The sequence below is a fragment of the Pseudarthrobacter raffinosi genome, from assembly GCF_023913835.1.
GTDB lineage: Bacteria > Actinomycetota > Actinomycetes > Actinomycetales > Micrococcaceae > Arthrobacter > Arthrobacter raffinosi.
Map to the genome: position 1 here is coordinate 1 of NZ_JAMXBG010000020.1, position 16,508 is coordinate 16,508.

Genomic DNA, 16,508 nt, shown 5'->3' on the forward strand with positions numbered 1-16,508 from the left:
CGACCCCGGCCCACCCTCAACCTCGAAACCCCAGCCAACCGGCTGAACCAGCTGCTACAAGCGGCATAACCACCCAGCGTTGCTTCCACCAGTTGACTTTGCCGCGCTCATAACGACAGTTACTGCTACCTAGTTGGGGGTGTGTTAACACAGTTGTGCTGCCACCGCGGCCCGGCACCGGCTCCCGGTCCGCGTCAGTCGTCGACGTCAGGGTACTCTTCGATGGATTCGTCGGCGCCATAGCGGGAGGACTCCTCGGTTTCCACTTCGAGGATCTTCAGCATCGCAGTATCCGGGTTAAGCATGATGGCGGCTTCGTCCCGGCGGTGGCGCAGGACGGACTCGATGTAGGACTGCACTGCCTCGGCGAGCGGAATGTGGCGGGCCTGCTCCTCGGACATGTACCAGCGGTGCTCCAGCACCTCGTGGACCGCCTCCGCCGGCTCCAGCTTGCGGGACAGGTCGCGGGGGATCGAACGCACGATCGGCTCGAAGACCTGGCTGACCCACAGGTGCGCGCTGTATTCCTCGTCCATCCCCGGGTTGTTGTCCGCCCGGAAGGAGTCCATGTCATTGAGCAGGCGCCGTGCCTGGTTCTCCTGGGCGTCCAGTCCGGTCAGCCGCAGCAGCCGGCGCTGGTGGTGTCCGGCGTCGACCACCTTGGGCTGGAGCTGGATGGTGGAACCGTTCTGGGTGGTCTTGATGGCGTATTCCTCGACGTCGAACCCGAGCTCGTTGAGCTTCCGGATCCGGGCGGCCACGCGCCAGCGTTCGCCGATCTCGAAGGATTCCTTCTCGGTCAGTTCCGTCCACAGGCGCCGGTAGCTCTCCATGATGAGTTCGCTGGTGGCCACCGGGTCCACCTTTTCCTCGATCAGGCCGCCGTCCAGGAGGTCCATCAGCTCGCCGGCGATGTTGACTCGGGCAATCTCGAGATCGTACTCGCGCTGGCCGGTGGAAAGATCGGGATACAGCTCGCCGGTTTCGGCGTCCACCAGGTAGGCGGCGAACGCGCCCGCGTCACGGCGGAAGAGCGTATTGGAGAGCGAGACGTCGCCCCAGTAGAAGCCGATGAGGTGCAGCCGCACCATCAGCAGGGCCTGAGCATCGATGAGCCTGGTCAGTGTGTCCTTGCGCAGCATCTGCGAGAACAGGGCCCGGTACGGCATGGAGAATTTCAGGTGGCGGGTGACCAGGACGGGGTTCAAGGGCCGCCCATCCAGGGTGGTCCGGCCTGTGATGACTGCTACCGGGACAACGCACGGGACGTCCAGGCGGGCCAGCTTGCGGAGCATGTGGTACTCGTGGCGGGCCACATGCTCGGACGTTTCCTTGATGGCGATGACGGAGCCGCCCAGGTGCGCGAAACGCACAATGTGCCGCGAGATGCCGCGGGGGAGCGCTGCCAGGTTCTCGGCCGGCCAGTCCTCCAGGGCGATGTGCCAGGGTAGGTCCAGGAGTTCGGGATCCGCGGACGCCGCCGTGATGTTCAGCGAGCTGGAAGCGGCAAGGACCTTGTCATCCTTGGCGCTCGCTGCCTCGAAGCGCGGCAGTTTGCCGACCTGCGCGTAGTCCGTGGGCTCGTCGTGCCACTGTGCACTGTTTTCGTCGGTCATGGATCAATTCTTTCGTACAGAGGGGCGGCTGGCCTAAACATCGGGCTTAAACGCCGACGGCGGCCCGTCCAGTCAGGAGGGCCGCCGTCGGTTAGATGTCGAAAGGCTCGATCATCGGTGGGGACTAGTCGCCCAGGCGCAGACCGGTCTTGGTGTCAAACAGGTGCACGTGGCCCGACTGCGGACGGACGTAGATGGTGTCGCCCTTCAGCGGGGGACGGCGGCCGTCGACGCGTGCCACGATGTCGTGGTCCTTGCCGTCCAGCGTCGTGTGGCCGTAGACGTAGGCGTCGGCACCGAGTTCTTCAACAACGTCGACCTCGACCTGGAGACCCTCACCGTGAGAGGCCTGCTCAAGGTCCTCGGGGCGGCTGCCCAGGGTGACGGTGCTGCCGTGGGCCTCTTCGAGAATGTTGCGCGGCACGGGGTAAACCGTTCCGCCGAACTGAACGCCGCCGTCGACCACGGGCAGTTCGAGCAGGTTCATGGCCGGGGAGCCGATGAAGCCGGCAACAAAGACGTTCTTGGGCTTGTCGTAGAGGTTGCGCGGGGTGTCAACCTGCATCAGCAGGCCGTCCTTCAGCACAGCCACGCGGTCACCCATGGTCATGGCCTCGACCTGGTCGTGGGTGACGTAAACGGTGGTGACGCCGAGGCGGCGGGTCAGGGATGCGATCTGCGTACGCGTCTGGACACGGAGCTTGGCGTCCAGGTTGGAAAGCGGCTCATCCATGAGGAACACCTGCGGGTTACGCACGATGGCGCGGCCCATGGCAACACGCTGGCGCTGGCCACCGGAGAGTGCCTTCGGCTTGCGGTCCAGGTACGGCTCGAGGTCAAGAAGCTTGGCGGCCTCACGGACACGCTCGGCGCGCTCTTCCTTGGAGACGCCGGCGATCTTCAGCGCAAAGCCCATGTTGTCTGCAACCGTCATGTGCGGGTACAGCGCGTAGTTCTGGAAAACCATCGCGATGTCGCGGTCCTTCGGCGGAACATCGGTGACATCGCGGTCGCCAATAAGAATCCGGCCGGCGTTAACGTCCTCAAGGCCTGCGAGCATGCGCAAGGAGGTGGACTTACCGCAACCGGAGGGTCCTACGAGGACCAGAAATTCGCCATCGGCGATTTCGATGTTGAGCTTGTCAACAGCGGGCTTCTCTGTGCCCGGGTACAGACGCGTAGCGTTATCAAAAGTAACTGTAGCCACAGTTATCAATCCCTTCACCGGCAGGTACGTGCCGGACGATCCGTTGTGAATGGTTCATGTAATTCAGTTATCCACGGCATTGCAGCCGTGTACTCCCCGGCCGAAGCCGAGGAGTATCACGTGACGCCGCACGGTTCCTGTGCGCCACATCACAACCAAGAGTATGTCAGACGATTGGCGTATTGGTGCAAATGTTACGGAGGTCACATGTGAGGTTGGACATGTCCCCGAGGTTCAGTCACTGCCGGGCTCTTCTTCGGCCACCACCAGGCTCCGTTCCTGCAGGAGCGCTTCGAGCAGTTCGGCCACGTGGGCCGGTGCTTCCACCCGGAACTCGGCCTGGGTGAAGTCCAGACCCACCTTGACGCCCACATCGCCGGATTCCAGGCGTGCCAGGGCGTCCTCGTCCGTGACGTCGTCGCCGGCGAAGAGGACCGCAGTGGCCCCGGTGATCTGGCGCAGGAACGTCAGGCCCTCGCCCTTGGAGGCGTTGACTACCGATGTTTCCAGGACGCGTTTCCCGTTCTTCAGGAAAACGCCCTTGCGGTCCTGGAGAACGGAACGGGCCGCAGCCACCGCGTCCTCGGCAACATCGTCCGTGGCCAGCCGGGTATGCAGGACGACGCCCGCGGGCTTATCTTCGAGGAGCGTGCCCGGTGCCTGCTCAACGATCTCCTCGAGGACGCCTCGGACTTCGGCCAGCAGCAGGCGCTGGGCCTCGTCCAGCGTCAGCTCCGCGGAGCCGGGGCCCAGCCACGCCTCGGCGCCATGGCTGCCGATCAGCAACGTGTCCACCGGGGGCGAGGCGACCGCGCGCAGGCTGGCGAGGGCCCTGCCTGAGAGGAGTGCCGTCGTCGTGCGTGGAAGGGCGGCGAGCCCGGCGAAAGCGGCGGCCGAGCGCGGAAGCGGGCGGGCGTCGTCGGCGCGGTCAACCAGCGGGGAAATGGTGCCGTCGAAATCCATGGCCACCAGCAGGTGTTCCGTCTGGGCGATGCGCCGGGCGGCCTGCCGGAGTTCAGGGGACAAGGTGAGCGGGCCCTTGGCGGGCCGGGCGTCAGGAGTCATCGCGCACAACTTTCTCGTTCAGGGCGGCCAGGAAGTCAGCTGACCAATGGTCGACGTCGTGTTCCAGGATCTGCTTGCGCATGGACCGCATGCGGCGCGCGGCGTCTTTGGGAGGCAAATCGACGGCCCGCATGATGGTGTCCTTGAGACCGTCGATATCGTGCGGGTTCATCAGGAGCGCCTGCTTGAGCTGGTCCGCGGCGCCGGCGAACTCGCTGAGGACCAGCGCGCCGTCGTTGTCCTTGCGGGCAGTGACGTATTCCTTGGCCACGAGGTTCATGCCGTCCCGCAGTGCAGTCACGAGCATGACGTCGGCGGCGAGGTACAGCGCCACCATCTCCTCCACGGGGTAGCTGTGGTGCAGGTAGCGGACCGCCGTGTTCTGGATGGTGTCGTAGGTGCCGTTGATGTGGCCGACCGTGCCTTCGATCTCCTCGCGCAGGAGGCGGTACTGCTCAACCCGTTCGCGGCTGGGGCTGGCAACCTGGATCAGCGTAGCGTCGCCGACCGTCAGCTTGCCTTCGTTCAGGAGTTCCTCGAACGCCTTGAGCCGGTGCCGGATGCCCTTGGTGTAATCGAGCCGGTCCACGCCAAGGAGGATGGTTTTGGGGTTGCCGAGATCCTGGCGGATCTGGCGTGCACGCTCGATGATCTCGGGGTTGTGGGCCAGCTCGTTGATCTGGGCTACGTCGATGGAAATGGGGAAGGCCTGGGCCCTGGCGATGTGCGTGATTTCGCCGTCCTTCCCCTTCACATGCACCTGCTGCTGCTTGACGCTGGCGCCGAGGAACCGGCGGGCGGAGCGCATGAAGTTGCCGGCGTCGCTGGGGCGCTGGAAGCCCACGAGGTCTGCACCCATCAGGCCGTCAATGATGGCATGCCGCCACGGCAGCTGGGCGAAGATTTCCGGCGGGGGGAAGGGGATGTGGTTGAAGAACCCGATCCGCAGGTCCGGCCGCGCTTGGCGCAGCAGCCGCGGCACCAGCTGCAGCTGGTAGTCCTGGACCCACACCGTGGCGCTCTGGCCGGCATGGCGTACGACGGCGTCGGCGAACCTTTGGTTGACCCTGCGGTAGGCGTCCCACCAGGTTCTGTGGAACTCCGGCGGGGCGATGACGTCGTGGTATAGGGGCCACAGGGTGGCGTTGGAGAAACCCTCGTAGTAGAGCTCAACGTCGTCGTTGCTCAGCTGGACGGGCACGAGGTCCATGCCGCCGTGGCTGAAAGGCTCGACGGTTTCGTCCGGGGCGCCGTGCCAACCCACCCACGCGCCGTCGGTCTTGGTCATCATGGGTGCGAGGGCAGTCACCAGGCCGCCGGGGGAGCGGCGCCAGCCGGAGCCGTCGTCGCCGCTCTCACCTGGCGCGCAGCGGTCAACGGGCAGCCTGTTGGAGACAACCATAAAATCGTACGTGGCGGCCGTGCTGTGGCTGCTCGCGGCGGCGCCGGTTGCAGGTACAGCTGTTGGCTTTTCTTGGACGGGTGTTTGCATTGCGGCCCCCTGGGGTTGCTTGTGCCTTTAAGCCACCTTAATAGGATGGAATCTTCGGGGCTATTCGTCCGTTGGTTATTCGGGCGGAATAGTTGAAAGCGCAAGCTCTCAGGTTTGTCCCCTAAAATGGTGGAGTCGCCACAGAGTGGTCCCCCTATGTCGATCGACCCAAGGAACACATGAGCCCCGCAAATGAAATACGTAAGTCCAAGGCTGAGCGAACCTCGGAGGCGCGCGAGAAGGCACGCCTGATCCGTGAGGCGCAGCTGACGAAGGACAAGCGCAACAAGCTGCTGATCGGCTGGGGCATTGTGGTGGCCGTGGTGGCCATCCTTGTGGTGGTGGGGCTGGTGCTGACCACAACGATGCGGCAGAACGCCCCGATCGCTGACCAGGGGCCGACGCCGGCCAACGGTAACGTCAACGGTGGCATCACCTTGCTGGCCAATACCGACGTCGCGAAGCTGGAAGCAGCCACCGTTGACGCAGCCTCCGTGGGGGAGCCCCCGAAAACCGCGCCGGCTGAAGTGGTTGCCCCCGGTGCCGAAGCTGAGGCCGGAAAGCCGGTCAAGGTGGTCCTGTACGTTGACTTCATCTGCCCGGTTTGCAAGAACTTCGAGGCACAGTACAACGAGCAGCTGACGACGCTGCGCAACGACGGCAAGATCACGGTGGAATACCGGGGGCTCGGGTTCCTGGACAACCGGTCCTCCACGAACTACTCCTCCCGTGCAGCCAACGCCGCCGCGTGTGTTGTGAATGAGTCTCCGGAGAAGTACGCGGAGTTTGTGGACTCGCTGTTCGCCAACCAGCCTGCCGAAGGTACCGCCGGTCTTTCTGACGACAAGCTCAAGACCATGGCCACGGACATCGGCGCCAAGAACATTGACACGTGCATCGACGAGAAGACCTACCGCCCGTACGTGAAGTTCACAACCAAGCAGGCCGCGGCGATCGGCGTCACCGGCACGCCCACGGTGTTTGTGGACGGCCAGCAGTGGGGCAAGGGTGCCAGCGCGCAGACCCCGTTCCCTGAGTTCCTGCAGGCAGCGATCACCGCGAAGGGCTAAGTCCTACCACCCAGAGGATCTGCTTCCGGATCGATTCCGGAAGCAGGTCCTTTGTGTTGGCTCCGGTTCGCCCTTGCCGGCGTTTTTACGAGCGGGCGGACTTGGGCTAACCTTATCTAGCGCCGTTGCGGCGCACGCCCCTCGGGGGCGCGCCTCCTTAGCTCAGTTGGCCAGAGCACCGCTCTTGTAAAGCGGGGGTCGTCAGTTCGAATCTGACAGGAGGCTCCAGTTGTGGCTTTGACCTGCGGTTTTAATCCGGAGCCCATGACGCGAACGCGCGGATTCCGTGCAGGATTTGGACGTTTTCCGTCGGTTCTAATGCGCCCGCGGGGCTTGGTAAATGGCCTGGCCTGCAGTCCTACCCCCGATGCCTCATGCGGACTGTCTTTAACCCGAGAGCTGAAAGGGAGGGCCGCCGGAGACAGGCTGGGAATCTGGCTCCAACCGCCCGGAGGTCTTTCCTGTTTCTCAAGCATCCCACTGGTACGCCACCGGAGACAGCGGCGCGGAGGCCGGGTCGACGTGGTCGGATACGCCGGGGTGTAGGGACCTCAGACCGGTTTCTTGCCGCGACGCAACCGCGCGCTCTCACCTAACTACCGCCCCCAAATCTCTGTTGAGTTGCTCTGCAGCAGCTCGGGTGGGAGGAATATCTGCTGGGAGGGGTGGCTTGTCGCTATTAGGCCGACGTCGGCTTGACTGCAGCCGGGCCTGTAGCCTGACGGCCTGACCGACGCGCGGGCATGAACAGCACACACCAGGAGGAGCGCCATGACTATCGGCACAGGAACAACAGCGGGCACGCAACGGACGGCTCTCGTAGTGGGAGCCACCGGCATCGCCGGGTCCGCCCTCGTCGACCGCCTGGCGGGCGAGGGGTGGGCCGTTCTTGCCCTGTCCCGCAGGCCCGGAGCGGAGCGCCCCGGGGTACGGTGGCTCTCCGCAGACCTGACCTCGGCGGCATCGTTGGTCAGTGTGCTCGGGCCGGAGAATCCCTCGCATGTTTTCTTCACGGCGTGGTCAAGGCGTGGCACCGAGGAGGANTTCGGGGCAAGGACGTAGCACATGTTGCGCTGATGACCGGTCTCAAGCACTACCTCGGACCCTTCGAGGCGTACGCAGCCGGAGAGATGGCCGACACGCCCTTCCATGAGGAGGAGCCGCGCCTGCCGGTGCGGAACTTTTACTACGCGCAAGAGGATGAACTCTGGGCCGCTGCGGCGGAGCAAGGGTTCACGTGGTCTGTGCACCGAGCGCACACGGTGATCGGGCACGCGGTGGGCAACGCCATGAACATGGGTCTCACTCTCGCCGCCCAGGCGACCCTTTGCCGGGAGAGCGGGGAGCCTTTCGTCTTTCCGGGATCCGAGACGCAATGGAACGGTCTGACCGACATGACGGAGGCCGGCCTGCTCGCCGAGCACATGCTCTGGGCATCCACCACACGGAAGGCCGCTAACGAGGCCTTCAACATCGTCAACGGCGACGTGTTCCGCTGGCGCTGGATGTGGCCGAAGCTCGCGGCCTACTTCGGCGTGGAGTGGGAGGGGTACGAGGGGGAGCCCCGTCCCCTCGAGCAGTCCATGTCAGGGCGGGAAGACCAGTGGAGGGAGCTTGCCGGGCGCCATCACCTCAGCGAACCGGAGTTGGATCGCGTGGCGTCCTGGTGGCACACGGACAGTGACCTTGGGCGCGGCATTGAGGTAGTGACAGACATGGGCAAGAGTCGGGATGCCGGGTTCACCGGCTACAGGCGGACGCTGGACGCCTTCATTGCGCTCTTCGACCGATACCGGGCCGACAACCTCATTCCCTGATCGTGACGCTTCCGAAGAGGCAAATCTCTTCTCCTGGCCGCGACCCAGGACGCGGGAACCACCAGAGGCCCGTGAGTTCTCTCAAAAAATTTTCGAAAAAATCCGCTCTGATCGGCGCCGAGCCCTTAGGATCAGGAAAGTGCCGGTAGGCACCACCTGACCGGCGGATTTCCAACCGCCTTGCCGATTGCGGGGACCGATCGCCATGCTCAGAACGTTGAAATCTATCGCGGCAGCGGTTGGCCTGGGTCTGGCTTTGGGACTGATGCCGGCCCAGGCCGCCCAGGCAGCGCCTGCCACAGGCCGGATTTCCCTCAGCCCGGCCACTGGTTTGGCAGGATCCGCCGTCACAGTCAGCGGAACGGGGTTCAAAGCCTCCACCGCGGGGACTGTGATTGCCGGTGCCACGACTTTTCCCTTCAAAACGGCGGCTTCGGGTGCTTTCAGTACTTCGATCACCATCCCTTCCGCAGCCAAGGGATCGTTGACCATCACGGCCAAGACCTCTTCCATCCAGGCCTCGTCCGTGTTCACTGTGACCGCACCGGTCCCGACGCTCCCTCCGGTCAGCACGGCCGCGCTTCGGTTCGGGGTCGCCACTGCCAGCGGCCCGCTGGCCAGCGGCGAACTGGATGAAGTGGCGCAGCTGTCCGGCGAAAGCCCGTCCACCATTCTCTTCTACAAGGACTTCCTCCAGGCGCCTCCCATCGCCGAGATGAACTCCGTCCGGGCACGAGGCGCCGTCCCGCTCATCACCTGGGAACCTTGGGCCTGGGGCGGTGGAACGGAACAGCCGGGCTACTCCCTGGACCGAATTGCCGCCGGCGACTTTGACGCCCACATCACGCAGTGGGGCCAGGCACTTACTGCCTGGGGCCAGCCGGTCCAGCTCAGATTCGCCCACGAGATGAACGGAAACTGGTACCCGTGGGCCGAAGGCGTAAACGGCAATCAGCCCGGTGACTACGTAAATGCCTGGCGCCATGTTCACGACATTGTTGCTGCCACCGGTGCCGGCAACGTGTCCTGGGTCTGGAGCCCGAATGTCCCCTACTACGGTTCCACCGATCTCGCAGGTCTCTTTCCCGGCGTCGGATATGTGGATGTTGTAGCCCTCGACGGGTACAACTGGGGCACTTCCGCCTCATGGAGCGGCTGGATATCGCCGCAGGATCTCTTCGCTCCGGGAATAGCCCAGCTGCGTGCCCTGGCACCAGGAGTTCCCATCCTGATCAGCGAGACAGCTTCCAGCGAAGCCGGAGGCAACAAGGCTGCCTGGAACACTGAGCTCGTGTCTTATCTGGCGGCCCAGCCCGATGTCGTGGGCTTCGTGTGGTTCCACCTCCAGAAAGAAACCGACTGGCGCATCAACAGCAGCGCCACCTCCGCCTCAGCGTTCAAGTCCGCATTGCAGGCGCGCCGGACTCCCTGACCCGGGACTCAGGGACGTGCCTTGTTGTCCCGGCGGACCAGCCCCAGCAGGGCCACACCTATGAGCATCACGCCCAGCGCGGTTAGCAGTGCAGACATGACGTCCAAGCCGGTGTGCGCCAGCCCGGTTGCGCCCAGAGCGGCTCCGGAAGCGGGAAGAGCGGTGTTCATTCCGTACATTGTTAGTTGATTTCCTCGGCTGTGTATTGCGCTTCCCAGCGGTCTATCCGCCGCCGGGTGATCTTTGCGGTCAGGACTGCGCACCAGGAGGCCAGGAACCAGCCGGACCGCAGCCACATGAACAATTCCTGCGGGAAGAACGTGGCTGCTATCAGGACGTCCTTCCAGTCGCGGTGCGGAATCCGAAGCGCCCGTTTGATGTCCAGCGCCACGAACAGGATTGGCACCAGCCACCAGAACAGGACGAAGTGAAACACTCCCAACGAGAGTGACAGGACAATTACTGCGATCCACAGCAGCTTCAGGAACACGCCCAGCAGACCCATGGCCTGCTGGCCCCAGTCACGCAGGGTCAGCCGGTTAATTCCAAGGTCCAGCAGGTCTTCGACGGTGCCGACCTGCCATTTCATCCGCTGGCCCCACAGTGCTTTGACTGTCTTCATCGAGTCGGTGTAGGCGCGGACGTCCGGGGATACCTGGCAGATAAAACCCAGTTCGCGGATGCGATAGGTCAGTTCGAAGTCCTCGACCTGCGAGGTGTAGACCCACGGCCCTTCCCGGTCGTCCCGGGCCGCGATCTGCCGGAGGACGGCGTTATTGATGGCGCAGCCGGTTCCTGCCAGAACGCTGGTACGGCCCCGTCTCAGGGCCGTATCGGTCCACGTGGCGAATTCAGCCTTCTGCAGCCGGCTCAGAAATCCGGGGTCCTGCATCGTGAACTTCGACGACGAGCCACCGATGAGCGCGCCCTTTTCGGCGCTGAACTCCCGGCACCAGGCTTCGACGGCGTTCGGGGGCAGGACCGTATCCGCGTCCAGGCAGATGACCACGTCGGCGTCGAATGCGTACTTTGCCCAGGCCCGGTTCAGGGCCTCGGATTTGCGGTGTTGCAATCGTGGAAGCTCCATCACGGACACGGGGTACTTCCGCGCTTCCCAGGCCGTTGAATCGGTGCAGCCGTTGGGGATGACCACGATGAGGTCCGCGGGACGGGACTGGAGCATCAGGCCATCGAGGGTTGCCCCGATCGAGCTGGCCTCGTTGTAAGCGGGCACCAGCACGACTACGCGCAGGCCAAGTGATGCGGGGGTAGCATCGGCCGCATCGGATGCGACGCGGGCTGCCCGCCGGGTGGGATCAATGATAGACGAGCGCGTCACGTCGGCCGGGGGCAGGGACAGTGCGGCATCCATGGCGGCCTCCTCGGGTGGATTTGCAGACTCCAGTGGCCCGCGAATCCATCCTGCAGGCGCCTTCTCAGATTTCGCCCCCGGATACCGTCAAGGTTGCATCAATACCTTCTGGCCGCTCCCTGGACAGTTCCAACACAAATGTCCAGTGCCATTCGGCGTAATCCGCGAAACCGTGCTTGTCGAGAAAAGTCTCTACCTCGTCTGTAGCGGGCGAAGCGACGAAATCTGTCTGGTTGGCCACACTGTTGCCCAAGTAGCGGCATAATGACCTAAACTGCTTCACTGAGGCGCCTGAAATGGTGCCGTGCAGCGACGAAAGTGAACACGCCATGGCTACCGATTACGACGCTCCACGCAAGACTGACGACGAGGCTTCCGCCGAGTCGCTGGAGGCCCTGCAGGCATCCCGCAGCGGCAGTGCCCAGACGGCAGTCATCGACGTCGACGAGACCGACACCGCCGAAGGCATCGACCTTCCCGGCGCCGATCTCTCCGGCGAAGAGCTGACGGTCATTGTGGTTCCCGAACAGTCCGATGAGTTCACCTGCTCATCCTGCTTCCTGGTCCGGCACCGGTCCCAGATTGCACGCGAAAAGAACGGCCTGAAGTACTGCATCGAGTGCGAAGGCTGAACGGCCGACGGCGGCACTCCGGTGAGGTGCGCCGGCGTCGTTATTATGCATAACGGCAGGGTGCAGAAACGGTGTTAATAGCGTATCGATGGCCCCGTAAAGTGCTTTAGAATTACGCCCGCGTGACCGGAACCAAGGCCGATTAACGGTTCCGCGCCGAAGCGGCAACAACCCTTTTGAGTGGCCTTGGAGACTCCTACGCTTGAGCTACCTAATCACTCGAAGGGTGGCCCACAATGAAAAAGATTCATACGTGGCTGACGGTCATTTTGATGGCTGTCGGATTGGGTTTCCTGGCTCCGGGGCCCGCCTCGGCAACCACATCGTATTGCGGACTCGTATGGGGATCGCTGGCTGAATCAGACCCGGCCATGAGCACCGCATCCGTCACCAACGTCCGGACAGGGCAGCATTACTGCTTTGACCGGATGGTGGTTGATCTCAACGGCCCTGTTGCCGGCTACACGGTTCAGTACGTTCCGACCGTGGTCCAGGACGGTTCAGGTTTTGAAATCCCGATGCGGGGTGGCGCATTCCTCCAGGTAACTGTGAACGCACCGTCCTATGACAGCAATTACAACGTCACCTACAGCCCGGCGGCAAAGGCCGAACTGTCCGACGTATCGGGATACCAGACCTTCCGGCAGGTGGCCTACGCGGGCAGCTTCGAAGGCTACACGAGCATCGGACTGGGTGTCCGTGCCCGGCTCCCGTTCCGGGTCTTCACCCTGGACGGCCCCGGATCCGGATCGCGCATGGTGGTGGATGTAGCGCACTTCTGGTGACCCGCGGTTCGCTGCTGAACCGCAGTTGAGACAAGATCAGGAAACCAAAACGGCGCCCTGCTCCGGAGACTTTCCGGGCAGGGCGCCGTGCTGTGTGCTGTGGGTGGGGCAACTACTCCGGGACCACAAGTGCAGGAGTGTCCCGGCGGATGGTTTCGCCGCGGAAGAACCCCGGGCGTAGGCGTGCCATGATCACCATCAGCACAGCCCCGAGCGCTAGGATCCCGATGCCCAGGACAAACACCAGCCCAACCCCGAAGACCTCCGAACCGCTGCCGAACTCCGGCGCCCAGCTGTCCATGGCTGTCTGCAGGAAAACCACAAACAATCCGACGCCGCCCGCTACCGGGCAGAGCAGCCGCAGCATGAAGTAGCGGACGCTGCTGAACACGCTGTTCCGGAAGTACCAGGCGCAGGCGATGGCGGTCAGGCCGTAGTAGAAGCAGATCATCAGGCCGAGGGCCAGGATGGTGTCGTTCAGGACGTTTTCGCTGATCACATGCATCACCGCATAGAACCCAGCGGACAGGATGCCCGCCGCCACTGTTGCGAAGCCCGGCGTCGAGAAACGCTTGCTGATGTGGCTGAACGGCGCAGGCAGCGCACCGTAGTGGGCCATGGCCAGCAGGCTGCGCGACGGAGACGTGAACGTGGACTGCAGGGACGCAGCGGAACTGGACAGCACCGCGAGCGACATCAGGATGGCGAACGGCCCCATGATCGGCGAGGCCAGCGCCGTGAAGAGGTTCTCGTGGTTCTCAGCGTTGTTCAGGCCAATCCCGGTATCGCCGACGCCGGCGAACATCATGGTGGAAATGGTCACCAGCAGGTAGATCCCCAGGACAACGACGGCGGTGAGGGTGCCCGCCAGTCCAGCCGTCTTTTTGCCGTTGGCGGTTTCCTCATTCACCGTCAGGCAGACGTCCCAGCCCCAGTAGACAAAGATCGACAGCGAGATGCCGGCAGCGATCTGCCCGAACGTCTCGATCCTGGTGACGTCGAACCACTCCCAGCTGAACGGGATGGCCGTTTCCGACGTGGACCAGTTCGCGAACGCCATGCCCACGAAAAGCCCCAGGACCAGCAGCTGGAATCCGACGAGTCCGTACTGGACCAGCTTGGTGGTGTGCAGGCCGCGGTAGCTCACCCACACGGCGAGGGCCACGAACACGAAGCACGTCAGGACGTTCAACGGCTTATTGGCCGCGAGGTCCGCGAGTTCAGGCGCACCCGTCAGCTGCGACAGGAAGAGATAAAAGAAGTCGACGGCCACGCCCGCCAGGTTGGACAGGACGATGATGTTGGCGGCCAGCAGTCCCCAGCCGCCCATCCAGCCCACCCAGGGGCCAAACGCTTTGGTGACCCAGGTGAACGTGGTGCCGCTGTCCGGGGAATCGGCGTTGAGTTCCCGGTAGGCGAGTGACACCAGGATCATGGGGATGAACCCGATCAGGAAAATGACGGGCAGCTGGAGCCCCGCCTCATTAACCGTGGGGCCCAGGGCGCTGGTCAGCGTGTAGGCCGGTGCGATGGTGGAAATGCCAAGAACGACGACGGCGAGGAGGCCCAGCTGCCCGCCCTTCAGTCCTTTTGCGGTGATGCCGTGCGCCGAGCCGGCCGGGTCGGTCCCGGATGGCTGGCCTGCGGGGGTGTTCGTGCGGGTGGTTTGAGTCATTGTCCAGCGCTTTCTACGAGGCAGCAGGCTGCTGTTGGGTGATGCAGTGGATGCCGCCGCCGCGGGCGAACAGTTCACGGGCGTCGATGCCGACCACACGCCGGCCTGGGTAGGCCTCCGCCAGGATCTGCAGCGCCTTGTCATCGTTGGGGTCCCCGAAGGTACAGGCGATGACGCCGCCGTTGACCACGACGTGGTTGATGTAGCTGTAGTCGACAAAGCCTTCGTCATCCCAGAGCGCTTCAGGGGCGGGGACTTCGATGATGGTCCACTCCCGTCCGGCCGCGTCCCTGGTGGTGCGCAGGTGCTCGATGATGTCGCGGCTTACCTGGAAGTCCGGGTGGCGGGGGTCCTGCTGGGAATGCACCAGCAGTGTGCCGGGGGAGGGGATGGCGGCCACGATGTCCACGTGACCGCGCGTGCCGAACCGTTCCGAGTCGCGGGCGAGTCCGCGCGGGAGCCAGACCACCTGCGTGGCGCCGATGGTCCGGGCGAGCTCGGCTTCGACGTCGGCCCGGCTGAGTCCCGGGTTGCGGCCCGGATCCAGCTGCACGGTTTCGGTCACGAGCACGGTTCCCTGGCCGTCCACCTGGATGCCGCCGCCTTCGTTGACCAGCGCGGACACGATGTGCGTGGCGCCGGCGCGGCCTGAGACTTCGGCGGCGATCAGCGCGTCCTTGTCCCAGCGCGCCCAGTCCTGGGCGCCCCAGCCGTTGAAGACCCAGTCGACGGCGCCGAGGCTACCATCCCGGTCCAGCACGAACGTGGGGCCGGTGTCCCGCATCCACGCATCGTTGAGGGGGGCGGCAAGTACCTCGACGTTCCGGTTCAGATAGCGGGCGGCGATGCCGACGTCGTCGGGGTCCACCACCACGGTGACCGGCTCAAATTCGACGGCGGCGTTGGCCACCGCTGCCCAGGTGGACCGGGCAGCGTGGGCAGCTTCCTCCGTGTCACCCAGGGTGTAACCGCCGGTGGGAAAGGCCATCCACAGCCGCTCCTGCGGAGCGGTTTCGGCGGGCATGCGCCACGTGCTCATGCGGTCACCTGCTGACGGTTGATTGAGCCTGCGTGACTGGTGATTGAGCCGGCGTACCCGGTGATTGAGCCTGCGTGCCCGTTGATTGAGCCTGCGTGCCCGTTGATTGAGCCTGTCGAAATCCCTGGCTCTTCGCCGCCGAGCGGCTGGTCACGGCGTACGGGTTCCGTAAGCCGGCCGTAGGTATCGGGGCGGCGCGTGGACAGGAAGGGGAAGAGCGTCAGCCAGTCCCGCCGCTGGTCCAGGTCGAGGTCTGCCACCAGCACTGCGGAGGCGTCACGCGGGGCCTGCACGAGGACGCGGCCGTAGGGGTCGGAGATGAAGGAGGAGCCGTAGAAGTTCAGCGTTCCTTCACTGCCCCAGCGGTTGGGGGCGATCATAAAGAGCCCGTTGGCGATGCCGTTGCCCACAATGACCTGCTGCCACAGCGGCTGGGTGTCGAATTCCGGGTGGTCCGGCTCTGAGCCGATGGCGGTGGGGTAGACCAGGATCTCTGCGCCACCGAGGGAGTAGAGCCGGGCCACCTCCGGGAACCATTCGTCCCAGCAGGTGGGCATGCCCAGCCGGGCGCCGCCCAGTTGTGCCGGCGCGTGGACCTCGTAGGCATCCGCGGCCGCCGGCCCCTGGCGGAAGAACTTGTCTTCGTAGTAGCCGGCGGTGACCGGGATGTGGAGCTTGTGCGTGCGGGCGAGCAGTTCGCCCTCGGACGACACCAGGACGGCGGTGTTCAGCCCCAGGCCGTCGTCGCTGCCGTCCGGGTTCGGTGCCTGCTGGTACAGCGAGGCATGGACAGCCACGCCGTGGCGGCGGGCCGACTCGGCAGCAAACCGGAAGGTGGGTCCGGTGAGCAGGTCCTCAGCGATGTCCGACGGCCGGGGCCGCACCGCTCCAGGGCGCGTGGTGTCATTCTCCGGGCGCGTGTCCGCGGGGTAACGGGAGAGGGTGAGTTCGGGGAGGAATACCACCGTGGCACCGAGCCTGGCTGCGCGGCCGATTCCTTCATCGAGTTCCGCCTGCAGGACGGCAGCGTCTGCATGCCAGCGGTGCTGCACAACGCCCACCCGAAGGGCAGGGCGGACGGACGGCGTTGTCCGGGCCAGGGACGTGGGTGAGTCGAGGCAGGAAATTTCAATCATGTGCTTACTTCCAGTGAGACGACCGTCACTAAATGAATGACGTTCATTTAGTATGGAGGGTGGACGGCTTTCGCGCAATGGTTTAAATGAATTCCGTTCTTTTATCTCGCTCCGTGAGATTAGTAAGCTCACTGAGAAATTTGCTTCCGGCCTGCCGCGATCGATCCCAC

Annotated in this window: 14 protein-coding genes, 1 tRNA gene and 1 pseudogene; 6 read left to right on the top strand and 10 right to left on the bottom strand. The window is 64.2% G+C overall.

Features of this window, described 5'->3' with window-relative positions; genetic code table 11:
- Nucleotides 1-194: 194 nt before the first annotated feature.
- The 4 genes from NG697_RS17110 to NG697_RS17125 all read right to left on the bottom strand — a co-directional run bounded on the left by NG697_RS17110 (nt 195) and on the right by NG697_RS17125 (nt 5,380).
- On the bottom strand, nt 195-1,616 hold the full coding sequence (locus tag NG697_RS17110) for a DUF4032 domain-containing protein (RefSeq protein ID WP_141139534.1): 1,422 nt from the start codon (nt 1,614-1,616) through the stop codon (nt 195-197).
- Between the two features lie 124 nt (nt 1,617-1,740).
- Entirely contained in the window at nt 1,741-2,823 is a 1,083-nt protein-coding gene (locus tag NG697_RS17115; protein WP_056346563.1) for an ABC transporter ATP-binding protein, read from the bottom strand.
- Nucleotides 2,824-3,057: 234 nt separating this feature from the next.
- Nucleotides 3,058-3,888 carry a trehalose-phosphatase gene (gene otsB, locus NG697_RS17120; protein ID WP_252603758.1) on the bottom strand — a complete coding sequence of 277 codons (831 nt, stop codon included), beginning with the start codon at nt 3,886-3,888 and terminating at the stop codon, nt 3,058-3,060.
- A complete protein-coding gene (locus tag NG697_RS17125; RefSeq protein ID WP_305884356.1) occupies nt 3,878-5,380 on the bottom strand; it encodes an alpha,alpha-trehalose-phosphate synthase (UDP-forming) in 1,503 nt (500 codons plus the stop codon). The genes otsB and NG697_RS17125 overlap by 11 nt, the downstream gene beginning before the upstream one ends.
- 179 nt (nt 5,381-5,559) lie before the next feature.
- Between NG697_RS17125 and NG697_RS17130 the strand changes: the two genes are divergently transcribed.
- The 4 genes and pseudogenes from NG697_RS17130 (at nt 5,560) to NG697_RS17145 (ending at nt 9,699) form a co-directional block, all read left to right on the top strand.
- The gene (locus NG697_RS17130) at nt 5,560-6,450 is read left to right on the top strand and encodes a DsbA family protein (protein WP_252614758.1); all 891 of its coding nucleotides are present in this window, start codon (nt 5,560-5,562) and stop codon (nt 6,448-6,450) included.
- 151 nt (nt 6,451-6,601) lie between these two features.
- Nucleotides 6,602-6,678: transfer RNA gene (locus NG697_RS17135), tRNA-Thr, on the top strand.
- 543 nt (nt 6,679-7,221) lie between these two features.
- Nucleotides 7,222-8,267, top strand: a pseudogene (locus tag NG697_RS17140) (SDR family oxidoreductase).
- 205 nt (nt 8,268-8,472) lie between these two features.
- Nucleotides 8,473-9,699 carry a glycosyl hydrolase gene (locus NG697_RS17145; RefSeq protein ID WP_252611427.1) on the top strand — a complete coding sequence of 409 codons (1,227 nt, stop codon included), beginning with the start codon at nt 8,473-8,475 and terminating at the stop codon, nt 9,697-9,699.
- A gap of 8 nt (nt 9,700-9,707) precedes the next feature.
- On the opposite strand, the gene NG697_RS17150 is transcribed toward NG697_RS17145, so the two are convergent.
- The 3 genes from NG697_RS17150 to NG697_RS17160 all read right to left on the bottom strand — a co-directional run bounded on the left by NG697_RS17150 (nt 9,708) and on the right by NG697_RS17160 (nt 11,312).
- Nucleotides 9,708-9,869 (bottom strand): LPXTG cell wall anchor domain-containing protein, encoded by a 162-nt coding sequence (locus NG697_RS17150; protein WP_252603415.1) that lies wholly within the window; start codon nt 9,867-9,869, stop codon nt 9,708-9,710.
- A gap of 11 nt (nt 9,870-9,880) precedes the next feature.
- Nucleotides 9,881-11,071 carry a glycosyltransferase family 2 protein gene (locus NG697_RS17155; protein ID WP_252603418.1) on the bottom strand — a complete coding sequence of 397 codons (1,191 nt, stop codon included), beginning with the start codon at nt 11,069-11,071 and terminating at the stop codon, nt 9,881-9,883.
- 64 nt (nt 11,072-11,135) lie between these two features.
- Nucleotides 11,136-11,312, bottom strand: coding sequence for a hypothetical protein (locus tag NG697_RS17160; RefSeq protein ID WP_252611425.1), 177 nt, complete (start codon nt 11,310-11,312; stop codon nt 11,136-11,138).
- A gap of 88 nt (nt 11,313-11,400) precedes the next feature.
- Between NG697_RS17160 and NG697_RS17165 the strand changes: the two genes are divergently transcribed.
- Together NG697_RS17165 and NG697_RS17170 are read left to right on the top strand one after the other, a co-directional pair.
- The gene (locus NG697_RS17165) at nt 11,401-11,703 is read left to right on the top strand and encodes a DUF4193 domain-containing protein (protein ID WP_104063859.1); all 303 of its coding nucleotides are present in this window, start codon (nt 11,401-11,403) and stop codon (nt 11,701-11,703) included.
- A 236-nt stretch (nt 11,704-11,939) separates the two neighbouring features.
- Nucleotides 11,940-12,488, top strand: a complete 549-nt coding sequence (locus NG697_RS17170; RefSeq protein ID WP_252611421.1) for an AMIN-like domain-containing (lipo)protein — start codon at nt 11,940-11,942, stop codon at nt 12,486-12,488.
- Nucleotides 12,489-12,600: 112 nt separating this feature from the next.
- Here NG697_RS17170 and NG697_RS17175 read toward each other — a convergent pair whose 3' ends face one another.
- From NG697_RS17175 to NG697_RS17185, 3 genes are read right to left on the bottom strand one after another with little or no spacing between them, the layout of a single operon-like run.
- Nucleotides 12,601-14,163, bottom strand: coding sequence for an APC family permease (locus NG697_RS17175; protein WP_252614760.1), 1,563 nt, complete (start codon nt 14,161-14,163; stop codon nt 12,601-12,603).
- A 13-nt stretch (nt 14,164-14,176) separates the two neighbouring features.
- Entirely contained in the window at nt 14,177-15,202 is a 1,026-nt protein-coding gene (locus NG697_RS17180; RefSeq protein ID WP_252614762.1) for an agmatine deiminase family protein, read from the bottom strand.
- Complete coding sequence (locus NG697_RS17185; protein WP_252614764.1) at nt 15,199-16,338, bottom strand: nitrilase-related carbon-nitrogen hydrolase; 1,140 nt, start codon at nt 16,336-16,338, stop codon at nt 15,199-15,201. Before NG697_RS17185 ends, NG697_RS17180 begins: the two co-directional genes overlap by 4 nt.
- Nucleotides 16,339-16,508: the final 170 nt, after the last annotated feature.